Below are 20,461 nucleotides of genomic sequence, written 5' to 3' on the forward strand. Positions count from 1 at the left end.
TAGGCGACTAAGTCCGAAGGACGACTAAGCCGTAGGCGACTAAGCCGTAGGCGACTAAGTCCGAAGGACGACTAAGCCGTAGGCGACTAAGTCCGAAGGCGTCTACATGAAATGATAAACCGCCCCATAAAAAGGCGGTTTATTTTTTTGCAAATAATCGATATCTTTAATGAAATTTAAACCTATGAAAAAACTATTGCTGCTATTAAGCTTGCCGCTTTTCTGTTTTTCCCAAACAGAACTGTACCTAAGTCTTCCTAAACAGAAATCCTTTTTTCAAAAAAATGACGGGCTAGGATCAGATTTCATCGGAGCGAAAATTGTGGTACATCCAGAACAAAGCTTTCAAAGCATAGATGGATTCGGTTTCACCCTAACAGGGGGAAGCGCACAATTGATTCAACAGCTAGAACCCACGAAAAGAGCTGCTTTATTGCAAGAACTATTTGGCGAGAATGGAATCTCCGTTTTACGAATAGGTGTAGGGGCGACCGATTTAGATGCCTCTGTTTTTTCTTATGAAGACAAACCTCGAAAATTTAGCCTAGAACCTTCTAAAAACGATTTAATCCCCGTATTACAACAGATAATAGCCATCAATCCGGCGATAAATATCATGGCGACACCCTGGTCACCGCCGATTTGGATGAAGGATAATGGGGAAAGTAAAGGTGGATCCCTTTTAGAGAAACACTATATTACTTACGCGAATTACCTCGTTAACTATATTCAGGCGATGGCGAAAGAAGGGATTTCCATCTGGGCTTTAACACCCCAAAACGAGCCATTGCATCCCGGAAATAATCCCAGTATGTTGATGACCTCTGAAATGCAGGCAAAATTCATAAAAACAGCTTTGGGACCTATATTCAAAAAACGAAATATCACGACCAAAATCATCGTCTACGATCATAATTGCGACCATCCTGAATACGCGATTGATTTATTGAATGATCCTGAGACCAGAAAATATGTCAGTGGTTCTGCCTTCCATTTATACAATGGGGATATTTCTGCCTTAAGTAAAGTGAAAGCAGCACACCCAGATAAAGACCTCTATTTTACAGAACAGTGGACGGGCTATAAAGGTGACTTCACGGGTGATTTCATGTGGCATGTGAAAAATGTAATTTTAGGCGCAGTAAATAACCACGCTAAAACGGCCATTGAATGGAATTTAGCGAATGACCTGACCTATGGACCCCATACACCAGGTGGATGTACGGAATGTTTAGGTGCTTTAACCATCTCAGGTCAGGACATCATTCGAAATCAATCTTATTATATTGTTATGCAGGTGGCACGTTTTGTGCCAGCTGGATCCATACGTCTAGGCCTAGAGGTGCCTGAAGGTATTCAGGCAGCTGCATTTAGACGTCCGGATGGAAAAATTGCCATCTTAGTTCAAAATGAGGGCCGCAAAAAAAATATCACAATTGAAAAACTAAACCTAGAAATACCAGCTGAATCAGTCTTAACTATCATTCTATGAAAACATTTAACATTAACCGCAGACATTTTATGAAGGGAGCTTCGGCTGCTTTGGCTATGTCCACTTTTGGCGCTTATGGATTGGATTTAGTGAATCCAGCTCGACCTTACCGCGTGGCCTTAATCGGTACCGGATGGTACGGTAAAAGTGACTTATTCCGATTAATGCAAGTGGTACCCGTGGAGGTGGTGGCACTTTGTGATCCAGATCGCAATCAATTAACGGAAGCGGGAAAAATGGTAGCTGCTCGTCAAAAATCACGTAAAACACCCAAACTTTACGGTGATTACCGCCAATTATTGAAGGAAAATGAATTAGATATTGCCATTGTAGGAAGTCCAGATCATTGGCATGCCTTACAAATGATTGATGCGGTGAAGGCTGGGGCACACGTATATGTCCAAAAACCTATTTCAGTCGATATTTTAGAAGGGGAGGCGATGGTAGCTGCCGCTCGTAAATACGGCAAAACGGTTCAAGTGGGTACGCAAAGAAAGAGTACGCCACACTTAATTCAGGCGAAAAAAGAGATTATCGATAAAGGACTTTTGGGTAAAGTTGCCCACGTAGAAATGTATTGTTATTACCAAATGCGTAATAACGGAAATCCTCCTGTTCAGGCTGTTCCAGACTATTTTGATTATGAAATGTGGACGGGACCAGCACCTTTACGTCCTTATGATGGCTTGCCACATACGCGCTGGTGGAGAACTTTTGAAGAATATGGTAATGGAATCATGGGGGATATGTGTATTCACATGTTCGATACGGCTCGTTGGATGCTCGGTTTAGGCTGGCCTAATCGCGTGAGTTCAGAAGGAGGTATATATGTCCAAAAAGAAGGCAAATCAAATATCACTGACACGCAAACTGCCGTATTTGAGTATAATGGACTGAATTGTGTTTGGCAACATAGAACCTGGGGAACTCCTCCGGACCCTGAATATCCTTGGGGTTTGACTATTTATGGTGAAAAAGGAACGCTGCGGATGAGCACCATGAAATATGATTTCACACCCACGGATTCGAAAGCAGAAAAACTACACATGGATGTGGTGTATGAAAAAGAGAAATATCCAGAAGATTTAAAGGAAGATCGCATCGAATTAAATGCAGCGCCTGCTACACGCGGACACATGCTTGATTTTTTAGCGGCGATTGATAAAGGTTCTAAACCCCTTGCAGATATTTCAGAAGGCCACATTTCAACGGCGTCTTGTATTTTAGCTAACCTATCCATGAAATTAGGACGACCACTTTCTTATGACCCTAGAACCAAAACCGTTTTAAATGACCCGGAAGCAACTGTTCTTTTAGCAAGAAATTACCGTGGACCGTGGAACCGAAACATGTTAAATTAATGAAAAAGCTCATTTTTCTTGCCTTATTCGCATTTCCTGCACTTTCTCAACAACGAAACGCCGCACAATTAGGCGAAGACTTGAAAAAATTAAAGGTACTTGGCTCTGTCTTACACGTGGCAGCTCATCCAGATGATGAGAGTACCCATATGCTCACCTGGTTTGCGCAGCAACAACACTGGGAGACGAATTATTTCGCTTGTACGCGAGGAGATGGAGGCCAAAACCTCATCGGGGGCGAGCAAGGGGTTCCTTTGGGCTTAATTAGAACACAGGAATTATTAGCCGCTCGTCGAATTGATGGTGCGAATCAATATTTCTCCCGCGCTTTTGATTTTGGCTTTTCGAAGTCGACGGATGAGGCTTTGGGATTTTGGGATAAGAATCTCATCCTATCTGATTTAGTTTGGGTTATTCGTAAAACACGTCCAGATATCATTTTTACGCGTTTCCCCCCGGATGCTAGAGCAGGGCATGGGCACCATTCCGCTTCGTCGGCTCTCGCAATCGAAGCTTATAAAGCCGCGGCTGACCCTAACATGTACCCGGAGCAATTGAAGCAAGGGGTGAATGTTTGGCAGGCAAAACGTCTTTTGTGGAATACGTTCCGTTTCCCTGGTTCAAGCGGAAATTCAACGATTAGTGATTCACAATTCAAAGTAGATATTGGTGATTTTTTAACCTTCCTAGGCCAAAGCACGGGCGAATTAGCCGCCTATAGTAGAAGTCAACATAAATCCCAAGGTTTTGGGTTTGCAGTAGATCGCGGTAGAAGCACCGAGTATTTTGCCACGCTAGGAGGGGATGCTCCTAAAGAATTCTTATGGGACGGAGTAGATGCCACTTGGAATCGCGTGAATCCGAGCATAGAGGCCTTAATCAATCCTATTATCACAGCCTATAACCCAGAAAAACCTTACGCCAGCATTCCGGCTTTGATAGGACTTAAAAAGTCGATAAAAGCGCTTCCTGCTAGCTCTTGGACTCAAAAGAAAATCGCGGAAATCGATGCCTGGGTGGTTCAAGCAGCTGGGATTTACTTAGGAGCTACCACAACGCAAGGTATCATTGCTACGGGTGAAAAATTGAACATTAAAACCGAATTTATCGTGAGAGCGCCTATTTCGGTAGAGGATGTCGCCGTTTCATTTGGAGGCCAAGACACCACTTTTACAGGCAAAATACAACCTTATAAAAAATATCCATTACAACGTACTATCACAGTCTCCGCAGCGATAACACAACCTTATTGGATTCAGCAAACGAAAGCAACGGGGTACTTTAATGTATCTGATCAACAAAAAATAGGTCAAGCAAAAGTAGATCCTGCCTATACCGCTAAAGCAATCTTCCACATTCAAGGAGAAGAATTTAGTGTAGAAAGACCCATTCAAGAATTAATTATTGATCCCGTGAAGGGGGAAATCCTGTCACCTATCACCATTAGCCCTAAAACAGTCTTTACCTTAAGTTCCAATGTCGTTTTATTACCGAAGGGAAGCAAAGCCACCAAAACCATCCAAATCGCTATAACAGCAATGTCGGCATTAAAACCGGGAGCAATTGACGTTAAAACGAATGGAACCTCAATCGCCCTAATTCCTTTAAAAGAAGGTATGAAAGCAGGCGAGAAGCGTGAATGGCCTATTTCCTTCACAGAAGCGAGCCTAAAAGAAGGGAAGCTGACTTCAAATTTACAATTGCATATCGCCTCTGGAAATGATCACTGGGTAGATTCTTTGGAAATACAAACCATCGAATATGCGCATATTCCTACGCAGCGCTACTTCTCACCGGTAAACTTAAGCTTAATGCATATTGATTTTGTCAAGAAAGGAAATCGCTTAGGTTACATTAAAGGAGCGGGAGATAAAGTTCCCGAGGGTTTAAAACAGATGGGTTATGAGGTAGACTTTTTATCAGAAAAGGACTTAACAGCCGTTAATCTAAAGAAATACGATGTGGTAATGACAGGAGTTAGAGCCTATAATACGAATGACTATTGGGCAAATGCATACCCCGAAATCATGAAATACATCGAAAACGGCGGTAATTATGTGGTTCAATACAATACGGCCAGTTTCTTAGGACCGATGAAGTCGAGTATGTCACCTTATCCATTACAAGTGACACGTAACCGGATTACGAAAGAAGAAGCTAAGCCAAATTTTCTTCTACCAAATCACGCACTACTAAACAGCCCTAACAAAATCACTGAAAAAGATTTCAACGATTGGATTCAGGAGCGCAGTATTTATACGGCCGAAACAAACGATACGCATTTTGAGTTTCCTTTAGGGTTTTCTGATCCAAACGAAGCTGAAAATAAAGGAAACATTGCCGTGACTAAATACGGAAAAGGACAATTCATTTACACTGGACTTGTTTTCTTCCGCGAAATACCGGCAGGTGTTCCTGGTGCCTATCGCTTATTGGCTAACTTACTCGCTAAACCTGAACAATGAAATTAAAACTAGTAGCTGCTCTTTGCCTATTTACATTTCTAGCAAATGCTCAACAACCCCTCATCCGAAAGGATAAAATTACCATTGCCCGCGATAATTACGGTATACCCCATATTTTCGCCCCCACGGATCCGGAAGTAGCTTATGGCTTAGCCTACGCGCATTCGGAGGATGATTTTAAAACGATACAAACGCTTATTTTAACCGGTAAAGGTAAATTAGGCCCCTATTTAGGGAAGAAGGGAGCCCCAGTGGACTTTGTTTTTGGCTTATTGAATACACGGAAAGTGGTGGATCAGCAAATCAAGTCGATGGATCCTAAATTCTTGCAATTAGTGCAGGGGTACTTGATGGGTTTAGAGGCCTATGGAAAGGCGCATCCGTCAGAGGTTTTGAACAAGCACATATTTCCCATTGCTATTGAAGATTATATCGCTACGACGATGTTCTCGGTGGCTATTTTCTGTGGGGTAGATAAGACTTTGCCTAAGATTCTAGATGGCTCCATTCCTTCGCTTCCAGGTTTTACAGGAGAAGGCAGTAATGCCTTTGCCATTAAAGGTTCGAAATCTGCCACTGGAGAGCCGATGTTAGTCATCAATGCGCATCAGCCCATCGAAGGAGCCACCGCTTTTTATGAGGCGCACGTGCAATCTGAGGAAGGTTGGAATATCTTGGGCGGCTTGTTCCCAGGTGGTCCCTTGATCTTTCATGGAGTGACGCCTAATTTAGCCTGGGCTCATACGGTGAACTTTCAGGATAAAATTGATGTGTATCAATTGCAGACGGATAAAGAACATCCAGGTCAATATAAGGTGGATGGAGAATGGTTGACATTAGCCAAAAGAAAAATAAAACTTCACATTAAAGGCATTCCTATCCCAGTCTCCAAGATGGCTTACGAATCGATCTATGGCCCTACGGTGAAATCTCCCAAAGGTGAATACTTCTCCATACGCTTACCGTCTCTCATGGATGCGGGTGCCTTACAACAATGGTATGCGATGAATCGCTCTACGAACTTGACAGAATTCAAGGCGGCGCTGAACCAGAATCATTTACCGATGTTTAACATTATGTATGCGGACAAAGAAGATAACATTTTCTATATCTCGAATGGAAAAATGCCGTATCGTAATGCCAAATACAACTGGGCCTCCACGCTACCGGGTAATACGCGGGAGACGCTTTGGGAAAAATTCAAACCAATTGATGCCTTACCGCAACATTTGAATCCGGCATCAGGCTACTTATTTAACACGAATCACTCTCCATTTATGGCCACTGCGGTGAACGAGAATCTCAATCCTGCGAATTATGACAAATATGACGGCTACGAGACCTACCATAATAACCGTTCTCAGCGGGCGAAAGAATTGATCGATACTTATGACAAAATAGGTTGGGAGGATTTGAAACAAATTAAATTCGATCGCCAACTGCCTGCTAAAATTTTATATCCGTATGGGTATGATGCCTCTGTTTTATTCACGTTAGATCCAGCCAAATATCCTGCTATCGCGACCATCATCAAGGGCCTAAAAGAGTGGAATCACGTCACAAACGTCGAAAGTATCGGTGCTTTGTATTATAACATCGTGTATTACGGCGCGTCTAAAATTAGGCATTCAGGTTCTAAAGAACCGTTTACAGAGGCAGAAGCAGTTGAAATAGTGCAATATGCTCAAGATTTCTTGATGAAGCATTACGGCCGTTTAGACGTGACACTAGGGGAGTTCCAACGCCTAAAAAGAGGGGATCAAGATTGGCCGCAAGCCTGAATGCCCGATGTTTTAGCTGCGGTGATGTCTGAGCCTATGGGTGAATCACAACGCAAGATGAATAGCGGCGATGCGTATATCGGTTTTGTGAAGTTCCCTAAAGGCGGAGGTTTGCCACTGATTGAGACGGTGAATACCTTTGGCGCTAGTTCGCATCCAGAATCAAAACACTTTGCAGATCAACGTGAATTATATCAAGCACAGAAGACGAAGGTCATGACTTTGGACAAAGCCGAAGTAGTAAAGAACGCCGAGAAAATCTACCATCCTGAATAGCTAGACTAGAAAATCAGGATCTTTATAGGCAGGGGCAGGGTAGGTATAAAATCCTTCCCCTGTTTTTTCTCCTAGCTTTCCGGCATCGATATAGGTCTTTAACAGAGCTGCAAAAGCCTGAGAACCCGCATCTTGTTGATTATGCGTTACATGCCATGCCGTATCTAATCCGATACTGTCTAATATGCCAAAAGGCCCCATAGGCATATGGAAGTTCACCATCCAGGATTTATCAATATCCTCGATACTCGCTACTTCCTTCGTCCGTAGCTTTCCTGCCGCACCAATAACGGCCATCAGCATAAAATTGAACACATAACCCGGATTCTCTTTACGAACGATCACAGGCACTTGAAGTAAAGCCCTGCCAAAATCCTCCAATAGTGTAATCACCTCCTCTGAAGTTCCTGGATGGGGCATAATATCCACCACCTTGGAGTAAAACACATCGTGAAAATGGAAAGCACAAAAGAGGGCAGGACGATCAACGCAATCCACCAGCATAGAAGGCAATAAATACGAGGTATTCGTCGTAAAAATCGTTTTAGCTGGTGCTAAAGCAGAAAATTGCGCCCAAACCTGACGTTTCAGCGGCAACTCCTCGGTCACAGATTCCGAGATAATATCTGCGTCCGCCACGGCCTCCGCAGGATCCGTCGTGAATTTGATCTTAGCAATAATTTCATCAGTAAGCGAAAGCGATCTAAGAATCTTAGACATCACTCTTTTAGACGATACAAAAGCCTCCGCATTTATATCATAAATCTTTACCTGAAAGCCAGACAATGCAGCCTGCAAGGCAATTCTTGTTCCTAAAGTTCCTGCACCTAAGATGCATACGTTGGAAATTTTCATATAGTTCCTGTTTGAATACATGCTGTCACTTTTCGGCCCGCGGCCTCCACGACTTGATTTAAAACACTGAATCGAGGATCTTTAGAATAGCCTAAACTGAAGCGCTGGTAAATTTGCTGTGCAATCGTGGCTACCTTACAAAGCCCAAAAACATAATAAAAACCCATTTCACTCACATTTCGTCCCGTCCTGGAGCCGTAATAATCAATAACCTCGCGTCGCGTAAAATTACCAGGCACATACGATAGATTAAACATCTTCAAAATATCTTCATCTTCTGCCTCCGCCCAATAGGCTAAAGTCGTTCCCAAGTCCATCAACGGATCTCCCACGGTTGCCATCTCCCAATCCAACACGGCCTGCACTTCGCCTGAGGTAGAAATGACTAGGTTATCGTATTTAAAGTCGTTATGAATGAAGGCGACATCCGAAGAAGCGGGCAGAGAAGCCAAAAGCCATTCAAAGGCTTTTTCAATCTGTGGAACCTCTGATGTCTTTGCCTTTTGAAAACGTTCCGCCCAGCCTTGAACTTGGCGCAAGGCATAACCCTCGGGTTTTCCTAGGGCGCCTAAACCTGATGCTGACAACTCCAGCGAGTGTAATTCGAACAAGACATCTAGAGCCGATTGCGAAAGGCTTTGGAAAAACGAGGACGACGCCTCCACCGGAGGACGATTCCGGATGATCATTCCCTCCACCTTTTCCATCAGGAAAAAAGGTACCCCTATAACGGACTCGTCCTCACAGCAAGAGATAGGATGCGGCATCTTCGTATAACCCGCCTTCTCTAAAGCTTGAAGCACCCGAAACTCGCGAATCATGTCGTGGGCTTTGGCAATCTTCAACCCCTGCGGTGGTCTGCGTAACACATAAGTAGAATCACCAGCGCTTACCTGATACGTCAGATTCGAGAATCCACCCGGGAAAGCGCTAAGCTCTACAGAGGAAACGCCTAAATAGGCAGGCAATTTTTCAAAACCTTCCATTAAGCCTTGCGTGATTTAAGAATGCTCTTAGCCAAAACCGTCTTATGCACCTCATCCGGCCCATCATAAATACGCGAGCCGCGTTCATGCCGGTACCAGAAGGATAGCATCGTATCATCAGTGATTCCTAGACCGCCGTGCACTTGAATCGCCCGGTCGATCACCTTCATTAATACATCAGATACAAAGAACTTAATCGTAGAAATATCTTCTTTAGCCGCCTTAGCACCTTTATTTTCGATAATATGGGCTGTGTTTAATACTAAGAGGCGAGAGGCCTTAATCTCCGCTGCACTTTCAGCTATCCAATTTTGAATAGTCTGCTGCATCGCTAGCGAATGCCCCGGATTTAACTCCCGTTCGATAGCTCGGTCACACATCATCCCCAAAGCCCGCTCACATATTCCAATCCAACGCATACAGTGGTGAATACGCCCTGGCCCTAAACGAACCTGCGCTAAGGTAAAACCAGATCCTTCAGTCCCAATCAAGTGAGATACCGGCACCCGGCAATTCACAAACTCCACCTCACTATGGGAAAGGTAATCTTCACCTTCATCTCCCATAATGGGAATATTGCGAATCATACGGTATCCAGGATTATCCAAAGGCACCAGAATCATACTCGCCCTTTCATACTTATTTTCAGCCAAAGGATTCGTCACCGCCATCACTATCGTAAAGGACGCCCCATCCGCTGAGGACGTAAACCATTTGTGGCCATTGATCACATATTCATCTCCCTCACGGACAGCTGTAGTAGACATGTGCACCGGATTACTTCCTGCATGCTCCGGCTCGGTCATCGCGAAACAAGAACGAATCTCGCCTCTCTCTAAAGGACGTAAGTACTTTTCTTGTAAATAAGGCGATGCAAATTGATGCATCAACTCCATATTGCCTATATCGGGTGCATTACAGTTAAATACGTAATGTCCCAAAGGACTCGTCCCTAATACTTCTGAGATCGATGCAAATTCTACTAAGGACAAACCAAGTCCTCCATGCGAAACGGGCAGGTGAGGGGCAAACAAGCCGTCCTCTTTTGCTTTAGCGCGCAAGGCCTGTAATTGAGGTAAATGAGCTCTGAAAGAACCATAAATGGCCCCTTGCTCTAAGGGAATAATGTATTTCTCGAGGAATGCTCTGTAACGAGGTACAAGTTCGAGTGCTTTATCTGAAACAAACATAATTAAATGGTTAAGCCACCATCAGCGGTAATGACTGCGCCGGTCGTGTAAGAAGCTCCTGGTGAGGCAAGGTATAAAGCGGTCGCGCCAATTTCCTCTGGCGTACCTATGCGTTTAATGGGTAATTGACGAAGCGTATGTTGAAGTATTTTATCATTGGACCAAAGCGCCTCCGAAAACTTCGTCTTGATCAAGCCTGGACAAATAGCGTTCACTCGGATATTAAAATCGCCCCATTCTTTGGCAAAAGCCTTCGTCATCGATATCAGCGCCGCCTTACTCACACTATAAATCCCTAAACCAGGTTCAGGGGAAATACCTCCCACGGAGCTAATGTTAATCACAGACGCATTCGCAGATTTCTGTAAATGAGGTAAACACAAACGCATTAACTCAAACGGAGCCTTCAAGTTCACATTCATAATCTTATCGAAAGCATCGAGTGTGGTATCGTGAATAGGCCCAAAAGTGGGATTAGTAGCCGCGTTATTGACTAGTATGTCAATTTGGCCATAGATAGCCATCGTTTTTTCCACAAGTGATGCTAACTGATCCATCTTACGCACGTGGCACGCAATCCCCGTCGCCTCATATCCTTTGTCCCGTAATTCTTGTGCTAATTGATCTAGCGTTGCTTGATCTCGACTACTTATGACCACCTTCGCTCCAGCCTCCGCAAAAAACTCCGCGATACTGAAACCGATCCCTTTACTAGCCCCTGTAATCAAGGCTACTTGATTCTTCAATGAAAATGCCTGCATATTCTAATCTATTTTTAAACAATTTAAAGATTAATTGTGGTAATTTACGCAAACAAAAGCTGAAAAAATACCCTATGAAACAAGTTGTCTTTTACGAAACTGGATTACCTGAAAATGTCCTACAATTAGAAGAAATCGAAAAGCCATCTCCGGCGAAAGGAGAGGCTCTCATTCGTATCACAGCGCGGAATATTAATCCCTCAGATGTGATGTTTGTCCAGGGCTTATATGGTATTACACCTAAATTACCTAGTAGCGCAGGTTTCGAAGCAGCTGGTGTGGTAGAGGAATCGACCACTTTCCCTACAGGAACCCGCGTATTATTTACCTCTATAGGCACATGGAAAGAATTTATATGTGTTTCTGACGCGGGATTGATCCCTATTCCGGAGGGAATGTCAGATGAGGTGGCTTGCCAGGCTTTTGTGAATCCGGTGACCGCTTATGGTATGCTGGAAACTTCTGGCTTAGGCAAAGGAGGATCCTTACTGATTACAGCTGGGGCCTCGGCTTGGGGTAAAGTAGTCATTCAATTAGCTGCGATGCGGGGCATTCACGTCATCGCTACGGTGAGACGACAAGATCAGAAGCAGACCTTATTGGACTTAGGAGCTACGGCCGTCGTAGATGTGGCGACTGAGAATGTGACGAAGAAAGTAAAAGAACTATTCCCGGAAGGTATAGAGTATGTATTTGATGCCGTAGGAGGGGATCAGGGGGCCAAAGCCTTGACTTGCCTGAAACCAGGTGGAAAGATGCTTGTTTTTGGCCTATTAAGCCTAGAACCTATTCCCTTGAATTCAGGACTATTAATCTTCAAAAACCTAAGCGTCGAAGGCTGGTGGTTGAGCTCTTGGTGGGAAAAACTAGGCAATGAAGGAATTCAAAAGGCCATTAAAGAGGTTTTTACACATCTTTTGAAGCAAGACGTTAAAGTCGACATTCAAGCAACGTATCCACTAGCAGAATTTAAAGAGGCTTTGATCGCTTACCAGAAAGAAGGACGAACAGGAAAAATATTATTGGTGTAAGCTATCCAGCTCAGCGGGCTGGTCATCAGGTTCGTGGGTATTTCGGCCATCGGTCGGGATACCATCACCGACTACTTCGTAAGATAGCTTATCTCCAGCGAGGGTAACTTCTAGATTGTATAGGAATGTACCGTCAGACTCCTTCGTCTTTAGAGCACCGGTATAAAGTGAATCACTCTTTTGAACCAAAGAAATATCCAGGATACTTACTCCTGTAATATGCTCTTTTTCAAGATTTTGCAACCATAGTGCACGAACTTCTCCCTCGATTTCATCGGAGGATTTTTCACAGGAATTTAGAACGAACAGGGTGGCAAAAGCCACTAATAATACTCTAATCATGGTGCAAAAATGGGTATTTTTCCCGAAAAAAGGAAAATTATACCTCAAAATTAAAACCTCAACACATCATCCTTACCCGTCGAGAAAGCCTTCGAGTAATCGATTTTGCGGACCTGACCAGCGATGTAGTTAATACCTTGCAACAAGTGATTCAAATAAGTCGGTTCTTGGTAGTTTTCTTTCGCGTGGCCTAGGGTAGTTACCCAAATGTGGCCTCCTTGGAATTTTTGGGTCCATACGGCTGGGAAATAGTCGCCGTATACGCCTTTGTGTTTCGTGATGAGTTCTTTTTGAGACTGATCAAGAGTTGTTACGTCATGCATCATTAGTATTTGGATGCCAGGGTAGAGTTCAAAGCCAAAATAGCATTCGTCTTCTTTTGTCCATTTTAAAGGGACACCTTGTAGGGATGGGTGGGATGGGGCGATGTTGATGACTGAAAAGGGCTGGAACTTGGCGTGCCAAGAGAAGGTTTCTCCTACCATCGATTTGAACCAGCTCCATTTGCGTTCTGTGCCCGTTACCGAGTGCACACCCACGAATCCGCCACCTGCTTCGATATAACGACGGAAAGCGACGCGCTGAGCGTCTGTGTCGAATACGTCGTTGTTAGTGGAGGTGAAGATGATGACTTTGTATTTGGCCAAATTCTTTTCTTCAAACACCGCCGGATCAGCGGAGACATCCACTTGAAAGCGATTTTCAGAGCCAAACTTTTGTACAGCTGCTACCGCAGACGGAATATTATCATGCACATAGCCGGGGCCATTTTTTGTGTAGACAAGAACTGAATAAGAAGTCTTTTGCGCGAATGATGCGAAAGAAGCAAAAGCAAAAAGCAGAAATAGTGTCGTTAATCTCATTTTACGCCGTATTTATCAATTAAATAGATGATGGCAGCCATATTCACAGCGCCTAAATGTAATTCTCTTTTGTTCACATTTTCGAATACATCCGTTTTTGCGTGGTGTAGATCGAAATAACGTTGACTGTCTGGAATGAGTCCCGCTAATATGGTGGCTTTATTTACGCCTAACATAGGTCCGATGTCCGTACCGCCACCGCCTGAAGTAATTTCAGAACTGTAGGGTTTCAAAAGGGGATTCCACGTTTGAAACCTAGCTAATTGAGTAGGAGAGGCGGTTATTCCGATGGAACGCGGGGTGAAGCCGCCTTCGTCACTTTCTAGGACGAAGATGTGATTTTCTTTATTGATTTTGGCTTGATTCGCGTATTCGTTTCCGCCGCGGACACCGTTTTCTTCGTTAGCAAAAAGGACGAAACGAATCGTGCGCTTGGGTTTGTAGTTTACTGCTTTCATGACGCGCAATACTTCCATCGTTTGGACGATGCCAGCGCCATCGTCGTGTGCACCTTCGTTTACGTCCCAGCTGTCTAGGTGGCCGCCTAAGGTGATGAATTGGTCTGGGAATTCGGATCCATGGATTTCCGCGACTACGTTGTTTTCGTCAGCGTCTGGAAGGAAGAAACCGTAAGTTTGAACTTGGGCTTTGATGGTTCCTTTTTTGGCCAAAGCATACAGCATCATCGCATCATCTGGACCCAAAGCCACCGCTGGAATCTTCGGATATGCCTCATCATAACTCATGCTACCCGTATGCGGTTCATTATCCGGCGCTGTACTCAGCGAATGAATCATCACCGCCACTGCACCATATTTCGCGGCTTTACTCGCCCCAGAACGGCGAAAAGCGCCACTCTCACCATAAGCCTTAAACGTCTGAATCTTCGTTGGATCAAAAACACTGTGGTAATACACAATCTTGCCTTTCACCTCCTCCTTGCGCCTGTCTAATTCATCAAAACTAGCCACTGCGACCACTTCCGCCTCGATTAATCCATTCGAACCCAGTGAATTCCCTAAGGCCAAAGCCGCCAACGGCTGCATTCTAGCCACTCCATTCACCCCCACAATCGCCGCAAAATCCGTTCCACCACGCTTCCAATTAGGTGTCTTACAAGGCTGCAAGAATACTCTATCCACACCAATCGCTTCTAAACTTTTCTTCCCCCAAATAACCGCATTTTGTTGCTGAGGGGAACCAGCTAAACGCCCACCTATCTTTTTGGTCAACTCATACAATAAGTCATAGGCCTTTCCGTTAGTCATAATCTCGTCAGACATCTTCTTGATAAAAAGACTGTCAACATTGGATTGAGCTGTTTGCGCGCTAGAAAACAAGGGGAGCAAAAGGAGAGGGAGGAAACGTAATTTCATTATAGGTTTGTAAATAGTGTGTTTAAAGGTAGGGATATTTCTGTAAATTTAGAAGTCAGTCCGGAGGGAGAGAGTCCGAAGTCCGGAGGGAGAGAGTCCGAAGGGAATGAGTCCGAAGGAAATATTTCATATGGTCATCCCTACAGGGGATTCCTACTTTATTCTTTAAAATAATATGAAAAAAATACTTTTACTCACACTGGTTCTCAGCTTTAACGCTCGAGCCCAAACCTTCCAAGGCCTTCTGAAAAAAGCTACTGAAATCGCCTCAGGCGCCACAAAAACCGGTTTAAGTTCTGATGAAATTGCGAATGGCTTGAAAGAAGCTCTACGCATTGGGGCCGAAAAAGGCTGCACTAATCTCTCAAAACCCGATGGTTTCTTCAAAAACGCCGCCCTAAAAATCTTAATGCCACCCGAAGCAGCTAAAGTGGAGAGCACCCTTAGAAGTGTCGGCCTTAATCAATTAGCAGACGATTTCATCCTGAGCATGAACCGCGCCGCAGAGGACGCCTGTGTTACTGCTGCTCCCATTTTTGTCAATGCCATCAAACAAATGACCATCACTGACGGACTAAATATCCTACGCGGCGACGAATCAGCCGCTACCACCTATTTACGGTCAAAGACAACAGCAGAATTAAAATCCAGCTTTAATCCCATCATCAAAACATCGCTAGACAAAGTAAACGCGACGAAGTATTGGGAAAAAGCCATCACAGCCTACAATGCCATTCCATTCAGCAATAAAAAGATCAATCCGGACTTAAGCGCTTATGTAACTGAAAAGGCGATGGAAGGAATTTACATCGAAATTGCGAAGCAAGAGAAGGATATTCGCGCTAATCCGATGGCACGGACGAGTGAGTTGTTGAAGAAGGTTTTTGAGAGATGAATCTAAAATCAAAACTTTTAGTTACTTACCTTATTTCATTATTTATTGTCACTATACTGGCAATGATAGATTCGGATCCTATTATAAGCCTTTCAATTTTATTACTGGAAGTCCTTATCATGTCTATTTTATGTTGGTTTTTGGTATTACCTATTTTCTTTTTGCTTAGTAAATTTATTAAAGGAAGAAATTGATTAGAAAAATGAGTACAAAAAAAACACTGTCAAAATTGATTTTGACAGTGTTTTAAAATTTCAAGAGGTGATCCAGATCGGATAAACTTTAAATTTTACAAAATTTGATACACCTTATAAGATACCGTTTCTCCCGGCTTCACAATGGTACCCACACCCACACAAACGGTATGATTTAAATATTCTAGCTTTTTAGAGCTAGTTTCAAAATAGGGAGTAGTTCTAAAATAATACGTACCATCGGCGTTTAACTTTAAATATCCTTGATAAGTCACATAGATATTTTCGCCTTCATTGGTTTGTAAAGAAGCTCTTACATCTAATTTATTGGTAGTTTCATTTAACTGCATCAACCAATCTCCACCATTTGGTAAAACTTTTCCTTTTAAATTAGGGCCTTCGAAAAAGCCGTCCAATACAGGATAAATTGTTCTTTTACCAGCTAAAGTTTGTCCTACTTCTACTCCTGGTTTTAGATTAAAAGTTACTTCAAAAAGCAATTTACTCTTTAGTTCTTGCGCTAGAGACGGAAGACTAAGACTCAATACACAAACGAGAGCCAATACTAATTTTTTCATGAGATTATGGGTTAAATGAAGCCCTAATATAAATATCTTTTTGAAACTAGCGATCATTAATCATCATTTTTTGAGAGTTAGGGCAAAAAAAACACCGTCAATGTTGAGTTTGACAGTGTTTCTTAATTTTAGTTGTGATCCCGCTGGGATTCGAACCCAGGACCCATACATTAAAAGTGTATTGCTCTACCAACTGAGCTACGGAATCATTCAAGCCGAGGCTTGTATATGTAAAATGGTTCACTCTGGAACCGAAAGGAAGTTCAACTACGGGTTGACCTTCGTTTGCAAAAGAGTAACTTTTTCCCCTTATTGCGGTGCAAAACTAGCACCCTTTTTTAAATAATGCAAGCCCTTTCTCTAAATAAAATTATATTTCTACTAGTTTTTTCTTTTGGTTTTGGCCAAACAGCTTATAGCCAAATAGATAGAAATCAACTCGCATTAGCTGATTCCTTGTTTAAAGCGAACCGACTTTTGAGCGCGGAGAAAATTTACCTGTCTCATTTAAAGACCAAACCCAGAGAATCCGAAAATATCAAACTAAAACTGGCCTATATCGCGAAAGCGAAAAACGATTGGTTAAAGGAATTATACTATTTATCCAGTATTCAAGCCACGAATGCCAGACCCGAAATCTCCAAACGCTTAGAGGAAATAGGAGAGAAGCAGGGCCTGAATGGCTTTGAAATGAGTATTTGGGATCAAATCTACTGGCTCTACTTTAAATTCTTCCCCTGGATTCTAGGATTCCTTTTACTAATCGCACTTTATGGTGTGGGGATTTTGACCTATTCCGTCTTTCAAAAAAAGACCATTCGCGGCAGCCAATTTAGTTATTTAATCATCTATATCGCCTTGATTTGGCTCTTTGCTAACTTCCCCGGATTTTTAAATTATGGGATTATCACGAAAGAAAAGTCCTACATGCGCGACTTCCCATCCTCCGCGGCACCAGTGGAACGTCTGTTAAAGAAGGGAAATAGAATTAATTATTGGTTTACCCACGATATTTGGGTGTATAGCCTGATTGAAAACCAGCAAGGTTATGTGAAAGAAGACGACTTCCTTCCGATAAACTAAGGGCCTATTAACTAGAGGTGCAGGATTTGGAAACTTAAGTCCAAAATAATTTCGCGATCTGTCTCCGCACTTCCAATTACCCCCTTCACTTTTAAATCAGCATTTTTTACAGCCTCAATAATACGCACGACCTTCGCCAACGGGTAATTTCTCGCCGCCGTCGTATAATCTCGTACGAAATAAGGATTTACCCCAATCAGCTTTGCAATCTCCCCATCAGAGACATTCCCTACATCGTGGACTTGCAATACTTTGGAAAAGAAATTAAATAAAAGCACCAGCATAGGAGCGACTGGATTTTGCTTCGCATTCTCGGCAAAATGAAAGGCTATTTTCTGCGCTTTTTCGGTATTTCGCTGGATGATGGCTTTTTGGAACTCAAAATAATTGTATTCCCGGCTAATCCCGATGTATTTCTCTACCTCCGTCAAACCCACTTCGGAGCCAGCCGGCACATTTACAATTAATTTATCAGCCTCATGCGCCATGCGAGATAAATCTGCCCCCACATAAGAAACCATCAATTCGACCGTTGCGGGTTGAATTTTGACCCCTCTTTGGCCCAAATAATCCACTAACCAAGCACCCAATTTATCCTCTGATACTTTCTTCGACGTCACAATCACGCCATGCTTCACCAGAGCAGAAAAAACCTTTGATTTATCTGAAAGCAATGATTTCACGGTCAACACTAGCAGGGTAGAAGGCGTCGGATTAGCACAATAATCTTCCCAAACCTTTAAATCATCATCCTTCGTCTTCGCATTTTCCTTCGCTTTCGCCATCGCCTCGATGAACGCCGCCTCCTTTACAATCACGACCTGACGCTCTGCCATCATCGGATACCGACGCGCAGTGGCAATAATAGAACCTAAACTATGGTCCTTGCCAAAAAGTACAAATTGATTAAAACTCTGCTGATCCTCCGGCAACACCTCTTTTTCAAAAGCGTCTACCAACTGATCAATCAAATAGGGCTCATCGCCATGCAACAAATAAATAGGAGCCAGCTTTTTCTGCTTAATATCCTTTAAAACCTCTGAAGCACTTTGTTGCATGTGATAATTTATTTAAACAAAAATAGGTAAAACCAAAGGGATGGAAAAATATCTCAAGTATTTCCCGTAGGTTTGCAGGCAAAAAAACAGCTATGCATCCACAAATACAACTAAATAACGTCGTATACATTTCCTACCAACTTGCTTTTCCAGACGAAGACGGGCAACCAGATGTAGTGGAAATCGTAGACGAAAAAGAACCAATGGTCTTTATTCACGGCCTTAGCGGCCTGCCAGAGGCTTTTGAACAAAATCTTTTAGGCCTTTCTATCGGAGATACCTTCGATTTTAGCATCTCCGCTGAAGATGCCTACGGAAATGTTGATCCTAATGCCATTATTGAATTACCTAAATCTATTTTTCAAGCAGAGGATCAAACCGCTGACGACATCCTTCAAATCGGTAACTTCATTCCTATGACAGATGATCAAGGAAACCGTATGCAGGGTTTAGTCGTTTCCATCGAAGGCGAAACAGTCACGATGGACTTTAATCACCCTTTGGCAGAGAAAACACTCATGTTCCAAGGCAAAATATTAAACATCAGAGAAGCTACTCCAGACGAACTTGCCCACGGTCACGTGCATGGGGAAGGGGGAGTGCAACATTAAAAACACAAATTATAAAGCACAAAGCATAAAGAATAAAGGTCGATTCGCCTTCGGCGATGTCTTATGAAATGTTTTTTGTTCCTAATACCATCAAAAAAGGCGCAATTTGCGCCTTTTTTGATTCCAACTTTATTCTTTGTGCTTTATGCTCTATACTTTATTTTAGATTAAAGATCCGCATATGCAACCACCTCCACCCCAAACTTTCGCAAAAAATCCACCCCCTCATCTGAAGCCAACCCTTTGTAAGCCGCATAAGAATTCAAGAAGATTACTTTTTTGATCTTCATGCTGTAAATAATACGCGCACAAGAGATACAGGGGGAAAGAGTAACGTAAATCGTTGAGCCTTCTACTGAAACACCATTTTTAGAGGCGTATAGAATCGCATTTTGTTCTGCATGAAGAGCTAAAGAACAACTTCCTTTTGAATCCCTAGGACATCCATCCTCGCCAAATTCATCATCACAGTTATGCGTTCCAGCGGGTGGACCGTTATAACCGATAGAAATAATGCGGGTATCCTTTGTTAATACACAGCCCACTTGAGCGCGAGTGCAATGGGAACGAAGCGCCAGATTCTGAGCTAGTTCCATAAAAATCACATCAAACGAAGGCTTTTTCATAGGCATAAAAAAATCCCGAAAAGGGATTTCTTGTAGCGGGGAGCAGAATCGAACTGCCGACCTTTGGGTTATGAATCCAACGCTCTAACCATCTGAGCTACCCCGCCAAATTATGTCGCAAAGGTAAGCGTTCCGACCGTAGAACACAAATATTTTCACAATACTTATTAATTTTGCGCAGGATTTGGGAATTAGCTCAGAGTTAATACCTTTGTTTACAGCTATATTAAACCACAATCAATATGTCGCAAACCACATATACTTTTGAATATGAGATAAAAGCATCCCCTAAGGTGCTATATCCTTACTTAAGTAGTCCATCCGGATTACAACAATGGTTTGCAGACAAGGTAATTGTCCGAGGAACGCAGGAATTACAATTTATTTGGGACAATGAAAATCATCCAGCCTCGGTTCTGCCAGGGAAGCCGAATAAATCAGTAAAATTTGATTTCAAAAAAGAGGATTCGGAGCCAGGAAAACATATTATTGAGATGAGCCTTGATGTGAGTGAAGTTTCTAATACTACCTATCTAACGATTATTGATGGGGCATCCAGCTTTAAATCTGAAGACGATGCACAGGAATTATGGGATTATTTAATCGACAAACTGAAAGAAATCGTCGGTAGTTAGGA

20 protein-coding genes and 2 tRNA genes are annotated in these 20,461 nt (G+C 43.0%); 10 read left to right on the forward strand and 12 right to left on the reverse strand.

Going from position 1 to position 20,461, the window contains the following annotated elements:
* Positions 1–184: 184 nt before the first annotated feature.
* The 5 genes from ACST13_RS08320 to ACST13_RS08340 are packed head-to-tail and all read left to right on the forward strand — an operon-like array spanning position 185 to position 7,375.
* Complete coding sequence (locus ACST13_RS08320) at positions 185–1,492, forward strand: glycoside hydrolase family 30 protein (protein ID WP_459522732.1); 1,308 nt, start codon at positions 185–187, stop codon at positions 1,490–1,492.
* Complete coding sequence (locus tag ACST13_RS08325; protein WP_459522733.1) at positions 1,489–2,853, forward strand: Gfo/Idh/MocA family oxidoreductase; 1,365 nt, start codon at positions 1,489–1,491, stop codon at positions 2,851–2,853. Before ACST13_RS08320 ends, ACST13_RS08325 begins: the two co-directional genes overlap by 4 nt.
* A complete protein-coding gene (locus ACST13_RS08330; protein WP_459522734.1) occupies positions 2,853–5,318 on the forward strand; it encodes a PIG-L family deacetylase in 2,466 nt (821 codons plus the stop codon). The genes ACST13_RS08325 and ACST13_RS08330 overlap by 1 nt, the downstream gene beginning before the upstream one ends.
* Complete coding sequence (locus ACST13_RS08335; protein ID WP_459522735.1) at positions 5,315–7,099, forward strand: penicillin acylase family protein; 1,785 nt, start codon at positions 5,315–5,317, stop codon at positions 7,097–7,099. The genes ACST13_RS08330 and ACST13_RS08335 overlap by 4 nt, the downstream gene beginning before the upstream one ends.
* A complete protein-coding gene (locus ACST13_RS08340; protein ID WP_459522736.1) occupies positions 7,100–7,375 on the forward strand; it encodes a penicillin acylase family protein in 276 nt (91 codons plus the stop codon).
* Here ACST13_RS08340 and ACST13_RS08345 read toward each other — a convergent pair whose 3' ends face one another.
* The 4 genes from ACST13_RS08345 to ACST13_RS08360 are packed head-to-tail and all read right to left on the reverse strand — an operon-like array spanning position 7,376 to position 11,167.
* Complete coding sequence (locus tag ACST13_RS08345; RefSeq protein ID WP_459522737.1) at positions 7,376–8,230, reverse strand: 3-hydroxyacyl-CoA dehydrogenase NAD-binding domain-containing protein; 855 nt, start codon at positions 8,228–8,230, stop codon at positions 7,376–7,378.
* Complete coding sequence (locus tag ACST13_RS08350; protein WP_459522738.1) at positions 8,227–9,216, reverse strand: phosphotransferase family protein; 990 nt, start codon at positions 9,214–9,216, stop codon at positions 8,227–8,229. Before ACST13_RS08350 ends, ACST13_RS08345 begins: the two co-directional genes overlap by 4 nt.
* Entirely contained in the window at positions 9,216–10,406 is a 1,191-nt protein-coding gene (locus ACST13_RS08355; protein ID WP_459522739.1) for an acyl-CoA dehydrogenase family protein, read from the reverse strand. The genes ACST13_RS08350 and ACST13_RS08355 overlap by 1 nt, the downstream gene beginning before the upstream one ends.
* 2 nt (positions 10,407–10,408) lie before the next feature.
* Positions 10,409–11,167 carry an SDR family NAD(P)-dependent oxidoreductase gene (locus ACST13_RS08360; RefSeq protein ID WP_459522740.1) on the reverse strand — a complete coding sequence of 253 codons (759 nt, stop codon included), beginning with the start codon at positions 11,165–11,167 and terminating at the stop codon, positions 10,409–10,411.
* 74 nt (positions 11,168–11,241) lie between these two features.
* On the opposite strand from ACST13_RS08360, the gene ACST13_RS08365 reads away from it, so the two are divergent.
* A complete protein-coding gene (locus ACST13_RS08365; protein ID WP_459522741.1) occupies positions 11,242–12,198 on the forward strand; it encodes a zinc-dependent alcohol dehydrogenase family protein in 957 nt (318 codons plus the stop codon).
* Here the strand turns inward: ACST13_RS08365 and ACST13_RS08370 are convergent.
* Genes ACST13_RS08370 through ACST13_RS08380 form a run of 3 tightly spaced genes read right to left on the reverse strand, consistent with a single transcriptional unit; the run spans position 12,187 to position 14,686 of the window.
* Positions 12,187–12,540, reverse strand: coding sequence for a hypothetical protein (locus ACST13_RS08370; protein WP_459522742.1), 354 nt, complete (start codon positions 12,538–12,540; stop codon positions 12,187–12,189). The two genes, ACST13_RS08365 and ACST13_RS08370, sit on opposite strands and share 12 nt — an antisense overlap.
* A gap of 50 nt (positions 12,541–12,590) precedes the next feature.
* Positions 12,591–13,403: a ThuA domain-containing protein gene (locus ACST13_RS08375; protein ID WP_459522743.1), complete on the reverse strand. Its 813-nt coding sequence runs from the start codon at positions 13,401–13,403 to the stop codon at positions 12,591–12,593.
* Positions 13,400–14,686, reverse strand: a complete 1,287-nt coding sequence (locus ACST13_RS08380; RefSeq protein WP_459522744.1) for a M20/M25/M40 family metallo-hydrolase — start codon at positions 14,684–14,686, stop codon at positions 13,400–13,402. The genes ACST13_RS08375 and ACST13_RS08380 overlap by 4 nt, the downstream gene beginning before the upstream one ends.
* A 268-nt stretch (positions 14,687–14,954) precedes the next feature.
* On the opposite strand from ACST13_RS08380, the gene ACST13_RS08385 reads away from it, so the two are divergent.
* Positions 14,955–15,674: a DUF4197 domain-containing protein gene (locus tag ACST13_RS08385; protein WP_459522745.1), complete on the forward strand. Its 720-nt coding sequence runs from the start codon at positions 14,955–14,957 to the stop codon at positions 15,672–15,674.
* Between the two features lie 289 nt (positions 15,675–15,963).
* On the opposite strand, the gene ACST13_RS08390 is transcribed toward ACST13_RS08385, so the two are convergent.
* Positions 15,964–16,446 (reverse strand): DUF3237 domain-containing protein, encoded by a 483-nt coding sequence (locus ACST13_RS08390; protein ID WP_459522746.1) that lies wholly within the window; start codon positions 16,444–16,446, stop codon positions 15,964–15,966.
* 135 nt (positions 16,447–16,581) lie between these two features.
* A tRNA-Lys gene (locus ACST13_RS08395) sits at positions 16,582–16,654 on the reverse strand.
* Positions 16,655–16,791: 137 nt separating this feature from the next.
* On the opposite strand from ACST13_RS08395, the gene ACST13_RS08400 reads away from it, so the two are divergent.
* On the forward strand, positions 16,792–17,529 hold the full coding sequence (locus ACST13_RS08400) for a hypothetical protein (protein ID WP_459522747.1): 738 nt from the start codon (positions 16,792–16,794) through the stop codon (positions 17,527–17,529).
* Positions 17,530–17,540: 11 nt separating this feature from the next.
* Here ACST13_RS08400 and holA read toward each other — a convergent pair whose 3' ends face one another.
* Complete coding sequence (gene holA / locus ACST13_RS08405) at positions 17,541–18,587, reverse strand: DNA polymerase III subunit delta (RefSeq protein WP_459522748.1); 1,047 nt, start codon at positions 18,585–18,587, stop codon at positions 17,541–17,543.
* A gap of 92 nt (positions 18,588–18,679) precedes the next feature.
* On the opposite strand from holA, the gene ACST13_RS08410 reads away from it, so the two are divergent.
* Positions 18,680–19,198, forward strand: a complete 519-nt coding sequence (locus ACST13_RS08410; RefSeq protein WP_459522749.1) for an FKBP-type peptidyl-prolyl cis-trans isomerase — start codon at positions 18,680–18,682, stop codon at positions 19,196–19,198.
* Positions 19,199–19,365: 167 nt separating this feature from the next.
* Here the strand turns inward: ACST13_RS08410 and ACST13_RS08415 are convergent, their stop codons facing one another.
* On the reverse strand, positions 19,366–19,824 hold the full coding sequence (locus ACST13_RS08415; RefSeq protein ID WP_459522750.1) for a deoxycytidylate deaminase: 459 nt from the start codon (positions 19,822–19,824) through the stop codon (positions 19,366–19,368).
* A 33-nt stretch (positions 19,825–19,857) separates the two neighbouring features.
* Positions 19,858–19,931: transfer RNA gene (locus ACST13_RS08420), tRNA-Met, on the reverse strand.
* A 135-nt stretch (positions 19,932–20,066) separates the two neighbouring features.
* Between ACST13_RS08420 and ACST13_RS08425 the strand changes: the two genes are divergently transcribed.
* Positions 20,067–20,459 carry an START-like domain-containing protein gene (locus tag ACST13_RS08425; RefSeq protein WP_459522751.1) on the forward strand — a complete coding sequence of 131 codons (393 nt, stop codon included), beginning with the start codon at positions 20,067–20,069 and terminating at the stop codon, positions 20,457–20,459.
* The last annotated feature ends 2 nt before the right edge of the window (positions 20,460–20,461 follow it).

The sequence above is a fragment of the Aquirufa sp. A-Brett2-W8 genome, assembly GCF_054558755.1.

Coding starts and splice junctions, on each gene's coding strand:
- ACST13_RS08410 (WP_459522749.1), top strand. CDS start 18,680: ATGCATCCACAAATACAACTAAATAACGTCGTATACATTTCCTACCAA.
- ACST13_RS08345 (WP_459522737.1), bottom strand. CDS start 8,230: ATGAAAATTTCCAACGTATGCATCTTAGGTGCAGGAACTTTAGGAACA.
- ACST13_RS08350 (WP_459522738.1), bottom strand. CDS start 9,216: ATGGAAGGTTTTGAAAAATTGCCTGCCTATTTAGGCGTTTCCTCTGTA.
- ACST13_RS08365 (WP_459522741.1), top strand. CDS start 11,242: ATGAAACAAGTTGTCTTTTACGAAACTGGATTACCTGAAAATGTCCTA.
- ACST13_RS08415 (WP_459522750.1), bottom strand. CDS start 19,824: ATGAAAAAGCCTTCGTTTGATGTGATTTTTATGGAACTAGCTCAGAAT.
- ACST13_RS08330 (WP_459522734.1), top strand. CDS start 2,853: ATGAAAAAGCTCATTTTTCTTGCCTTATTCGCATTTCCTGCACTTTCT.
- ACST13_RS08340 (WP_459522736.1), top strand. CDS start 7,100: ATGCCCGATGTTTTAGCTGCGGTGATGTCTGAGCCTATGGGTGAATCA.
- ACST13_RS08360 (WP_459522740.1), bottom strand. CDS start 11,167: ATGCAGGCATTTTCATTGAAGAATCAAGTAGCCTTGATTACAGGGGCT.
- ACST13_RS08370 (WP_459522742.1), bottom strand. CDS start 12,540: ATGATTAGAGTATTATTAGTGGCTTTTGCCACCCTGTTCGTTCTAAAT.
- ACST13_RS08320 (WP_459522732.1), top strand. CDS start 185: ATGAAAAAACTATTGCTGCTATTAAGCTTGCCGCTTTTCTGTTTTTCC.
- holA (WP_459522748.1), bottom strand. CDS start 18,587: ATGCAACAAAGTGCTTCAGAGGTTTTAAAGGATATTAAGCAGAAAAAG.
- ACST13_RS08385 (WP_459522745.1), top strand. CDS start 14,955: ATGAAAAAAATACTTTTACTCACACTGGTTCTCAGCTTTAACGCTCGA.
- ACST13_RS08325 (WP_459522733.1), top strand. CDS start 1,489: ATGAAAACATTTAACATTAACCGCAGACATTTTATGAAGGGAGCTTCG.
- ACST13_RS08400 (WP_459522747.1), top strand. CDS start 16,792: ATGCAAGCCCTTTCTCTAAATAAAATTATATTTCTACTAGTTTTTTCT.
- ACST13_RS08380 (WP_459522744.1), bottom strand. CDS start 14,686: ATGTCTGACGAGATTATGACTAACGGAAAGGCCTATGACTTATTGTAT.
- ACST13_RS08335 (WP_459522735.1), top strand. CDS start 5,315: ATGAAATTAAAACTAGTAGCTGCTCTTTGCCTATTTACATTTCTAGCA.
- ACST13_RS08425 (WP_459522751.1), top strand. CDS start 20,067: ATGTCGCAAACCACATATACTTTTGAATATGAGATAAAAGCATCCCCT.
- ACST13_RS08375 (WP_459522743.1), bottom strand. CDS start 13,403: ATGAGATTAACGACACTATTTCTGCTTTTTGCTTTTGCTTCTTTCGCA.
- ACST13_RS08390 (WP_459522746.1), bottom strand. CDS start 16,446: ATGAAAAAATTAGTATTGGCTCTCGTTTGTGTATTGAGTCTTAGTCTT.
- ACST13_RS08355 (WP_459522739.1), bottom strand. CDS start 10,406: ATGTTTGTTTCAGATAAAGCACTCGAACTTGTACCTCGTTACAGAGCA.